Origin of the sequence: Corynebacterium sp. HMSC062A03 (genome assembly GCF_001811145.1) — a bacterium.
Lineage (GTDB): Bacteria > Actinomycetota > Actinomycetes > Mycobacteriales > Mycobacteriaceae > Corynebacterium > Corynebacterium aurimucosum.
Window position 1 is genome coordinate 46313 of the sequence record NZ_KV803687.1, and the last position, 10113, is coordinate 56425.

The window sequence follows — 10113 nt, forward strand, 5'->3', positions numbered from 1 at the left end:
TCACTCAGAAAGAAGGAAGCTATGTCTTCAACATCGAACAGTGCTGAACTAACCAGCATTTCAGTTACCCCGCCGAGCTACCGGCATGATCCTTCAGCCCGCATCCGCGCCATCAATTGGAACCGGGTGAGCGATGACAAGGATCTTGAAGTGTGGAACCGTCTCACCGCCAATTTTTGGTTGCCAGAGAAGGTCCCGCTTTCTAATGATCTCCCGGCGTGGCAGAAGATGACGCCCGAGGAACGCAACCTCACCATGCGGGTGTTCACGGGACTCACCACCCTGGATACTGTCCAGGCCACTGTGGGAGAAATCTGTCAGATTCAAGATGCCCGCACCGAACACGAGGAGGCCGTGTATACCAACATCGCCTTCATGCAGTCAGTCCATGCCCGTTCATACTCTTCAGTGTTTTCTACCCTGAGCAGTACAAAGGAAATTGATGAAGCATACCGCTGGGCGGTGAATAACGACCTTCTCCAGGCACGCGCCAAGAAAGTGCTCGCGCACTATTTTGGGCCGGATCCACTCAAACGCAAGGTGTCATCGACGCTGCTTTCCTCATTGCTTCTCTACGCGGGTTTCTATCTTCCCTTGCACTTTTCTGTCCACGCCACCCTGACAAATACGGCAGACATGATTCGCCTCATTCTGCGTGACAAGGCAGTGCACGGCTACTACTCGGGCTACAAGTATCAGCGCGGTTTGGAATCCACGACCCCGCTACGGCAGAAGGAAATGCATGATTTCACCATTTCTTTGCTCGAAGAGCTTTATGAACTAGAGCTGGACTATTCCGGCGAGCTATATGAGCCTTTGGGACTCATGGATGATGTAGCCGTGTTCGTTCGCTATAACGCCAATAAGGCACTCATGAATTTGGGCTACCCGGACTATTTCCCGCCCGAAGAAACGGAAGTGAACCCAGAAATCCTCGCGGCCCTAGCCCCCGGAGCAGATGAGAACCATGACTTCTTCTCCGGATCTGGTTCCTCCTATGTCATTGGTACTGCTGAAGAAACGAGTGATGATGACTGGGATTTCTAAACCTTTTCCGCGACCGGACCAAGGAAGCTGGCTTGAGACCATCGCGCTGTTTGAAGCCATCCGCGAAGGAAACCAACCCGCAGCCATGCGGCTGTTGAATACATCCGCCGCACGAGAGGCCGTCCTCGGGGGTCTTCTAGGGCTCATCGAACTGTACTTCCGCCATGAAGAAGGAGACAAAGTAGATGGCTTCCTCACCGCCGCCCACGCTGCCGGCCCACCACCGGCCTTTGGCTGCAAGCCTTTTCTCCCTTGACCACGTCTCCCTACACCCAACTAAGAAAGAAGGTTTACCATGACCACCCCACGTATCAGCGTTATCGTCGGCAGCCTGCGCCGAGAGTCATTTGCACGCAAGATTGCACACGAGGTGCTCACGATGATCCCTGAAGACTACGAGGCAAACATCGTGGAAATCCGTGACTTGCCGCTCTATGACTTCGACTACGATGACCCCGCCGTCACGGACAAGCCCACTCCGGCTGAGTACACCACCTTTCGCGAGACCATCAAGAACTCGAGCGGGATCCTCTTCATTACGCCAGAGAACAACCGCACTATCCCTGCCTGCCTCAAGAACGCAGTGGACATCGGCTCTAAGCCCAACTCAGATGTGGCGTGGAAGAACCTTCCCGCAGGTATCATTAGCCACTCTGTAGGCCGCATGGGCGGCTACAGTTCACAGAAGAACCTTCGCCTCGCCCTGTCCTACTTCGATATGCCGCTCCCTGGTCAGCCCGAAGTATTTCTGGGCCAATCCCCCACCCTTTTCGAAGAGTCCGGACATCTCAATCAACGCACCGCAGACTTTGTCAAGGATTACGTTATGCGCTTCCTGCAGTTGGTCGACATGACATTAACAGCCAAGCACAGCTAGCGACGGCGACTAACCCTAGCCACCGCCCTCTACGAAGTACTTGAAGGCTTCTAAAGGGCCTTCTCAAAGACACAAACCCCGGATTCACACTCATCCTTGAGTTACCTGAATCCGGGATTTCGATTTCCCTCGACCACACACAAAAGGCCCAGCGCACGCACGCTGGGCCTTGAGCATGAAGGGCTATTACTCGGCGTCGGTATCCTCAGCCTCGTCCTCGTCGATCTCACCGAAGTACTGGTCAACGTCAACCTTGTTGCCAGCCTCGTCGGTGACCTCGGCGCGGCAAATAGCCATTGCCAGGGCCTTGCCACGGCGAACGTCAGAGAACAGGTTACCCAGCTGGTTGGCAGACTGCAGCTGCTGAATGAACTGGTTCGGGTCCATGCCGTAGGACTGGGCAGTGAACAGGATGTGGTCAGTCAGCTCCTGCTGGGACACCTCCGGCTCCTCAATCTCAGCCAGGGCGTCGAGGAAGAGCTGGGTGCGGACGGATTCCTCAGCGGACTTGCGAGCATCAGCGTCGAACTCCTCGCGGGTCGTGCCCTGTGCCTCAAGCAGCTGGGCCAGAGCCTTCTCGTCGTGAGCCAGCTGGCCCATGACCTGGTGCAGCTGAGCGTGAACCTGCTCATCAACGATGGAGGACGGCAGCTCGAAGGAAACCTCTGCCAGAGCGGCCTTCAGGACCTCATCGCGGATGGCAGCAGCCTGCTCGGACTTCTTGGACTCTTCGACGCGGGACTTGGTGTCCTCTCGCAGCTCGTCGATGGTGTCGAACTCGGAGGCCATCTGCGCGAACTCGTCGTCGAGATCCGGCAGCTTGCGCTCCTTGGTCTGCTGGACGTGGACCTTCACGGTGGCCTCTTCGCCCTCGTGCTCACCGGACTGGATGGTGGTGGTGAACTCGTTGTCCTCATCGGTCTTCATGCCACGCAGTGCGGTATCGAGACCCTTAATCAGGTTGTCGTCACCGATGCGGTAGGTCATACCCTCGTGGGAAGCCTCATCTAGCTTGGTGCCATCAACTTCGGTGGTGATGTCGACGATAGCGAAATCACCGGTCTTCATCTTGCGCTTGGTGTCCTTGAGCTCACCGAAGCGGGAAGCCAGGTCCTCGAGCGCCTTGTCGACGTCCTCTTCGGAAGTCTCCAGCGCCGGCACCTTGACGGAAATCTTGGAGAAGTCCGGCACCTCAAACTCGGGACGAACGTCTACCTCAGCGGTGAACTCGACGAAGTCGTTGTCCTCCAGCTTGGCAATGTCAATCTCCGGCTGACCAATAACCTTGAGATCGTTTTCTTCAACGGCCTGCTCGTAGCGGGACGGCAGCATGTCGTTGACGACCTGCTCGAGGATGGGGCCACGACCAAAGCGGGCGTCGATAAGCTGGCGCGGAGCCTTGCCCTTACGGAAACCCGGGATGGAAACCTGCTGCGCGATCGCCGCGTAGGCCTGATCGATTTCCTTGTCCAGCTCAGCAAACGGAACGTTGACGGTGAGCTTGACGCGGGTATCGCTCAGCTTGTCTACGGTGGTCTTCACGAGAAACTCTCCTGATTGTGATCGTTCAAAGATGAAATTAGGGGGCCTGGATGAGTGTCCAGGCCCCCATACGTCGGGGCGACAGGATTTGAACCTGCGACCCCCTGCTCCCAAAGCAGGTGCGCTACCAAGCTGCGCCACGCCCCGTATGGAAAGCCTCTGCGCCCGGAAGTTCCGCACGCAGCTGCGCTTCATACTGGGGCTAGTGTACCGATAGCTGCTTGACTATCCCAACACCGGCCCCAATTAAACTTTGTTTCCCCACGTCAGGGGCAGCTTTAGCGCTAGAAGTCGAAGTCGAAATCAAACATTCCGCCATCGCCCCCGTCGCCACCAAACAGGCCGTCGAAAAAGCCGCCCTCCTCGCCTCCCCCGGCGTCACCGGCACCATCCATGGCGCCGCCGTCCATACCCTCGGCGCCGCCCATGTCTCCGCCCCAGTCGCCGCTTTCAGCGGCTGCGGCGGAGTAGCCCACTCCCGCCATACCGGCGAACATGGCGTTAAACATCATGGAGTAGCCCACCATCCACACGCCGGTGGTCAATGCATCAGCCCACCACGGGCGCGAGTACCAGCCGGCCGGGACCGGGCGTCCTGCGACAACACCACCCGGGTAGTAGTTGGGGGTTTGCGCTGATGCGCTTGGCGACGCCGTCAGAGTCTCCCCGTTAGCCTCCACCGTGCGGGTCTCCGTCACCTTGCCGGCCTGGCGCTGGCCCTCCAGCGGTGGCAGCTCCGGGCCCGGATCCATGCCCATAATCTCACGCGCGGCCGCCACATAATAGAGCCCCTCCAACGCGGACTCGCGCGCTAGGTGCGCTTGCTTGACGGTTGTGGCGCGGGAAATTGCCGAATTGGCCGCGGTAAAACGCTCAGAGGCATCCGCCATAGCCTGCTGGGAGGCGGTATCCGTACCGCTCAAGTTCATCACCTGGCCACCCAAACGCTCAGTCCAGCGGCGCGCATCCGCCATCGCATCCTCAAAACGCTGGGATTCTCGCAGCTCTTGCTGCTTCTTCCCGTTGCGCGAAGAAAGGAACCAGGCGCCGCCGCCGACGACGAGGATAAGGAGCAATAACGAGCTCACGAAAGCACCACTTTCACTAAAGAGTCGAATTGTGTGTTGTTGGGATTATGTACCTATCCAAAATAACGTCCTTTACCCCTTTCTAGTTCCCATTTTCTTTTCAGCGCCCGTATGCGCTAAAGTAGTGCGCACGCCGAAACAATGGCTTTCAAAGTCGAGGCTTTGAAAGCTGGAGATCGTCGGTTGTGGGAATGTCGTATAGTGGCTAATACCTCAGCCTTCCAAGCTGAAGACGCGGGTTCGATTCCCGTCATTCCCTCCAAGCAAAACAGCCCCACTACCTGCACAAACAGGGAGTGGGGCTGACTTTGTACTGGCCTGTACCGGCATCCATGGTAGCTAAGGCGGTAGCTGGGCTTAAGGGTCATTTTGTTGTGCGGCTTCCCCTTGCATCTTTTCTGCAAGGATGGCCGCACTCTGCGTAGAGTGGGCCGCATGACTGTACCCAATATCGAACTCCACGATGGCAACACTATCCCCCAGCTCGGCTTCGGTGTCTTCAAGGTTGACCCCGACAAGACCGAAGAGCTGGTCCTCGAAGCCCTCAAGGTGGGTTATCGCCACATCGACACCGCCGCCATCTATGGCAACGAGGAAGGCGTGGGCCGCGCAATCGCCAAGTCCGGCATTCCGCGCGAAGAACTATTTATCACCACGAAGCTGTGGAATGACCGCCAGACTGACGCGGCCGCTGCTCTCGACGAGTCCTTGGAAAAGCTGGGCCTCGATTACGTGGACCTCTACCTCATCCACTGGCCCTGCCCGGATAATGGCACGTACGTCGAAGCCTGGAGGCAGCTCATCGAGCTGAAAAAGGCCGGCAAGGCCAAGTCCATCGGTGTTTCTAACTTCGAACTGGAGCACCTGGACCAGCTGGAAACCCAGACTGATGAAACCCCCGTGGTCAACCAAGTGGAGCTGCACCCCTACCTGCAGCGCTGGCGCGAGCTCGATGCCTTCCGCGCCCACCAGGTGCACATCGAGGCCTGGGGTCCACTAGGTCAGGGTAAGACGGATCTCTTCGAGCAGTCGGAAATCACCGAGCCCGCCGAGAAATATGGCGTTTCCCCCGCTCAGGTGATCATCCGCTGGCACCTACAAAATGGCGTCATCGTGTTCCCGAAGTCCGAAAACCCGGAGCGCATAGCGCAGAACTTCGATGTATTCGGCTTCGAGCTTGATGAATCCGAGATGGCTGCGATTACTGATCTCGACCTCGGGGAAGAGGGCCGCGGCGGCACTCACCCCAAGGACATGAACTAAGCCTCCGGAAGCTCCGGCGGAATGTTGGTGCGCTCGTACTCGGCAAGAATGTCGATGCGACGCTGGTGGCGCTCAGCACGGGACCATTCCTGATCAAGGAAGGCATCCACGATGGCGAGTGCCTCCTCCTCGGAGTGCATGCGGCCACCGATGCCGATGAGCTGGGCATTGTTGTGCTCACGAGCCAAGCGGGCGGTCTCAGGGGACCAGGCCAGCGCGCAACGTGCACCCTTGACCTTGTTAGCAGCGATCTGCTCGCCGTTTCCGGAGCCGCCGAGCACGATGCCCAACGAGCCCGGATCATTAACGGTCCGCAACGCGGCTTCAATGCAAAATGCCGGGTAATCATCCTCGGCGTCATACTCGTGGGCACCACAGTCAATAACGTCGTGACCCTGCTTCTTCAGGTGTTCGGCGATGATGTTCTTCATCTCGAAACCTGCGTGGTCTGCTCCTAAATAAACGCGCATGTCCCACATCTTAGCGGGCAGGGCGACTGCCCGCTGAGCCCTGCCATTAATAACGTGCGTTTGCTACGCTCGGTGCCGCCCGCTCAAAAGAGGAGATTTTCCATGCCCATGACACGACGCGTGGCCGCCTTATACCTCATAGCTTTTCTCATCGGCGCCGGCTTGTTCGCCGCAAATTTCTTCACGGAACGCAGCTTCCTCCTGCCCCTGGTCATGGCGATCGTGATGACCGTGGCTCACCTCGGGGTGGGCGCGTGGTGGATAGCCCAGAAGCCACACCGTGCAGCCGGCATCACTGCTGGTGTGCTGGCTCTCCTCGCAGGCGTTTCATGGGCTACGTGGGTGGCCGCCGCGTGGGAGGAATTTCAAGCGCAGGCCTCCCTCCCAATCATCAACATTGCCGGGCTACCTGCCTTCGTGCTTAGCCCGGTAGTCCTCATCTGCGTCGCCGTAGCGGCGATGCAGAATCGAGCTCGCTAGACCTGCGGGGCTTCCGTGCGGGAGCGCTTGAGTTCGAAGAAGTACGGGAACTGGGCGAGGCGCACGGAGGCGTCGAAAAGCTCGCCAGCTTCCTCGCCGGTGGGAACGCGCGTGATGACCGGGCCGAAGAAAGCGGTATCGCCGAACTTCACCACCGGGGTGCCGACTTCATCGCCAACCTCAGAGATGCCGCGGTTGTGGAACTCGGTGAGCTTGTCATCCATCTCTTCGGTGTTGGCCACGGAGGCGAAGGTGGAGGGGAGGGAGGCGTCGTCAAGCGCCTGCTTGATGATGTCATCGTAGGCGCCGTAGCCCTTCTTTCCGCCCTGGCCCTCCGTGTGGATGCGGGTGCCCATCGCGGTGTAGAAGGCATCGACCTTGTCCGGGGCCTCCACGGCGATCTTGGCCGCTACGCGGGCAGGGCCCCAGTTGGCCTCCATCATCTTCATGTACTCCGGATCCAGGTCGCGGCCCTTGTTGAGCACGGACAGGGACATCGGTTCGAAGGTCACCTCGATATCGCGGACCTTCTCCACTTCCTTAATCCAGCGCGAGGTCAACCACGCGAAGGGGCAAGAGCAGTCGAACCAGAACGTCACTTGTTGAGCCATAATAAATCTCCTTTGCTTGTGCAGTCTGTGGCACCCCACCCTAGGCGTGTGACTACGCTGGTGCAGAGACTTAAAGTACCGAGAAAGAGGAGTAACCTACATGACCTCGATCAACCTCACCCGCGAGGAAGCCCAGCAGCGCTCCGACATGCTGGAGGTAAGCCACTACGACGTTGCCCTCGACCTCACCGGGGAGGAGTTCTTCACCTCCACGACCGTGGTGAAATTCCGAGTGAAGGAAGCTGGTTCGACGTTCATTGACCTGCGCGGTGATGAGCTTCTCGAGGTCCGCCTCAATGGCGCTCCCCTGCCCACCAGCGCTTATGACCCGACGTACGGCATCCCGCTGTCGGGGCTGCAGGTGGCGGAGTATGAGCTGAAGGTCGTGGCGAAAATTCGCTATTCCCGCACCGGTGAGGGCCTGCACCGCTTCGTTGATCCGGTTGATGGCGAGGCTTACCTCTACACCCAGTTTGAGACTGCCGACGCCAAGCGCGTCTTCGCCTGCTTTGACCAGCCGGATTTGAAGGCTACGTACTCGCTGACTTTTGAGGTCCCAGAGCACTGGGCGGTCATTACCAACTCCCCCACCACGCGTTCAGGCAATACCGTGCACGCTGCGGTGGATTACCCGCTGTCGACCTACTTGATTGCGCTGTGCGCGGGCCCGTACGTTGGTGTGACGGATACGTGGACCGGAACGTTGGCGGAGCACCCGGAGGGCTCGCCGGCACAAACCGTTGAGGTGCCGCTGGGGATTTACTGCCGCCCGTCACTGCTGGATTCACTCGACGCGGAGCGCCTCTTCACCGAGACCAAGCAGGGCTTTGATTTCTATCACCGCAACTTCGGCTTTGCCTACCCCTTTGGCAAATATGACCAAATCTTCGTGCCGGAGTTTAACGCCGGTGCGATGGAGAACGCCGGCTGCGTGACCATCCGTGACGAGTACGTCTTTACGTCTCAGGCCTCGCACTACAAGTACGAGCGCCGCGCGGACACCATCCTGCACGAGCTGGCGCACATGTGGTTCGGTGATTTGGTGACCATGCAGTGGTGGGATGATTTGTGGCTCAACGAGTCTTTTGCTACCTGGTCAGCGGCGATTTCCCAGGCGGAGGAGACCCAATACGATACCGCGTGGGTAACCTTCGCCAATGTGGAAAAGGCCTGGGCTTACCAGCAGGATCAGCTGCCCACCACGCACCCCATTTCCACGGATGCCTCCGATATTGAGACCGTGGAGCAGAACTTCGACGGCATCACCTACGCCAAGGGGGCGTCGGTGCTCAAGCAGCTGCAAGCCTATGTGGGCCGTGAGAACTTCTTCGCCGGCGTGCGCCGCCACTTCCAGGAACACCAGTGGTCGAACGCCACCTTCGGGGATCTGCTGCGCCACTTGGAGGAGGCCTCAGGGCGTGACCTGTCCTTCTGGGCACAGCAGTGGCTCAAGACCACGGGCGTAAACACGCTGGGCGTGGCGTTGGGTACGGACGAGTCCGGCATCATCACGCAGGCCTACCTCACCCAGCGTGGTGATACCCTGCGCACGCACCGCGTCGCTGTCGGCGTCTATGCCTTGCAGGGTGAGAAGGTGGTGCGCACCGAGCGCATCGAGATGGATATCGACGGCTCCTCCACTGAGATTCCGGAGCTTGTGGGCCGCGCGCTTTCCGAGGTCCCCTTCATCCTTCCCAACGACGATGACCTGACCTACTGCCTCATCGATCTGGATGCGGGTTCTTTGCAGTTCCTGTTGGAGAATGTCGACAAATTCGAGGACCCCATGGCCCGCACCCTGTGCTGGTCCACCGCGTGGGAGATGACCCGGGCGGGCTCGATGCGCGCCCGCGATTTCGTGGCACTCGTCGCCCGCGGCGCGGCGGCGGAGACTGAGCTCGCCGTGCTCGAGCGCATCCTCGCCCAGGCCGCTTTGGCCCAGTCCACCTATGCCGACCCGGAGTGGGCTAAGGAGGACACGCAGCTTGCCGACGCCCTCCTGGCCGGCGCCCGCTCCGATGACGCCGAGCGCTCCATCGTCTTCACCCAGGCGCTGGCCGGCATCAAGCTTCACGACGCCTCCCGCACCTTCTTCCAGGACCTTCTTGAGAACTCCTCGGATGCGGGCCTGCGCTGGAAGGCGCTCACCGCGCTCATTGCTGATGGCTCGCTTGCCGACGTCACCGGGCCCGAAGCCGCCGGCGCCGCCCTGACGGCAGTGGCTGAGGAACTCAAGCGCGATAACACCGCGACGGGCTACCAGGCCTCGCTTAAGGCGTTGGCTGCGGTTAATACCGAGGACAACAAGCGCGCGGTGTGGGACGAGATTGTCGCCGGTGAACTGGGCAACCGCGACTTGGAATCCAAGCTAGCGGGCCTGGCGTTCGTAGGCTCCGACGAGCTCCTGCCGAGCGCTGAGTTCTTTGACGTGGCGGAAAAGATCTGGTCCGCGCAATCCAACGAGATTGCCCTGACCACGGTAACCGGGTTGTTCCCGCGCTGGGATGTCAGCCAGGAGACCCTCGACCGCGCCGACGAGTTCCTCTCCCGCGACTTGGCCGGCGGCTTGCGCCGCGCAGTCACCGAGCAGCGCGACCGCCTCGCCCGCGCTCTGCGCAACCGCGCCGTCGACCGCGGCTAGTCCCCAGAGCATACGCATCAAGCCCCTCACCTGAGGGGCTTGTGCTCCAGTTCCTCCTCCCCCTGTCCGCCGCCACCGTTCACCCAGCCAATCC

At 59.7% G+C, this 10113-nt stretch carries 10 protein-coding genes and 2 tRNA genes; 7 read left to right on the forward strand and 5 right to left on the reverse strand.

Annotated elements, in window-relative coordinates; all coding sequences use genetic code 11:
• Window positions 1-21: 21 nt before the first annotated feature.
• The 3 genes from nrdF to HMPREF2781_RS08500 are packed head-to-tail and all read left to right on the forward strand — an operon-like array spanning window position 22 to window position 1924.
• Window positions 22-1047, forward strand: a complete 1026-nt coding sequence (gene nrdF, locus HMPREF2781_RS08490) for a class 1b ribonucleoside-diphosphate reductase subunit beta (protein WP_083308549.1) — start codon at window positions 22-24, stop codon at window positions 1045-1047.
• Window positions 1031-1303 (forward strand): hypothetical protein, encoded by a 273-nt coding sequence (locus HMPREF2781_RS08495; RefSeq protein ID WP_034655492.1) that lies wholly within the window; start codon window positions 1031-1033, stop codon window positions 1301-1303. The genes nrdF and HMPREF2781_RS08495 overlap by 17 nt, the downstream gene beginning before the upstream one ends.
• Window positions 1304-1342: 39 nt before the next feature.
• Window positions 1343-1924, forward strand: coding sequence for an NADPH-dependent FMN reductase (locus tag HMPREF2781_RS08500; protein WP_070645377.1), 582 nt, complete (start codon window positions 1343-1345; stop codon window positions 1922-1924).
• A gap of 186 nt (window positions 1925-2110) precedes the next feature.
• Here HMPREF2781_RS08500 and tig read toward each other — a convergent pair whose 3' ends face one another.
• The 3 genes from tig to HMPREF2781_RS08515 form a co-directional block, all read right to left on the reverse strand.
• Window positions 2111-3466, reverse strand: a complete 1356-nt coding sequence (gene tig / locus HMPREF2781_RS08505; RefSeq protein WP_070645379.1) for a trigger factor — start codon at window positions 3464-3466, stop codon at window positions 2111-2113.
• Between the two features lie 73 nt (window positions 3467-3539).
• Window positions 3540-3613 (reverse strand) — tRNA-Pro (locus tag HMPREF2781_RS08510).
• A gap of 137 nt (window positions 3614-3750) precedes the next feature.
• Window positions 3751-4554: a hypothetical protein gene (locus tag HMPREF2781_RS08515; protein ID WP_070645381.1), complete on the reverse strand. Its 804-nt coding sequence runs from the start codon at window positions 4552-4554 to the stop codon at window positions 3751-3753.
• Between the two features lie 187 nt (window positions 4555-4741).
• On the opposite strand from HMPREF2781_RS08515, the gene HMPREF2781_RS08520 reads away from it, so the two are divergent.
• Window positions 4742-4816: transfer RNA gene (locus HMPREF2781_RS08520), tRNA-Gly, on the forward strand.
• 173 nt (window positions 4817-4989) lie between these two features.
• Complete coding sequence (locus tag HMPREF2781_RS08525; RefSeq protein WP_070645383.1) at window positions 4990-5817, forward strand: aldo/keto reductase; 828 nt, start codon at window positions 4990-4992, stop codon at window positions 5815-5817.
• Here the strand turns inward: HMPREF2781_RS08525 and HMPREF2781_RS08530 are convergent.
• The gene (locus HMPREF2781_RS08530; RefSeq protein ID WP_046647313.1) at window positions 5814-6287 is read right to left on the reverse strand and encodes a ribose-5-phosphate isomerase; all 474 of its coding nucleotides are present in this window, start codon (window positions 6285-6287) and stop codon (window positions 5814-5816) included. The genes HMPREF2781_RS08525 and HMPREF2781_RS08530 overlap by 4 nt on opposite strands.
• Before the next feature lie 102 nt (window positions 6288-6389).
• Here HMPREF2781_RS08530 and HMPREF2781_RS08535 point away from each other — a divergent pair, with 102 nt between their 5' ends.
• Entirely contained in the window at window positions 6390-6767 is a 378-nt protein-coding gene (locus HMPREF2781_RS08535) for an MFS transporter (protein ID WP_210386022.1), read from the forward strand.
• Here the strand turns inward: HMPREF2781_RS08535 and HMPREF2781_RS08540 are convergent.
• On the reverse strand, window positions 6764-7378 hold the full coding sequence (locus HMPREF2781_RS08540) for a mycothiol-dependent nitroreductase Rv2466c family protein (protein WP_070645385.1): 615 nt from the start codon (window positions 7376-7378) through the stop codon (window positions 6764-6766). The genes HMPREF2781_RS08535 and HMPREF2781_RS08540 overlap by 4 nt on opposite strands.
• Window positions 7379-7478: 100 nt before the next feature.
• Here HMPREF2781_RS08540 and pepN point away from each other — a divergent pair, with 100 nt between their 5' ends.
• Complete coding sequence (gene pepN, locus HMPREF2781_RS08545) at window positions 7479-10019, forward strand: aminopeptidase N (RefSeq protein ID WP_070645387.1); 2541 nt, start codon at window positions 7479-7481, stop codon at window positions 10017-10019.
• Window positions 10020-10113 lie beyond the last annotated feature (94 nt).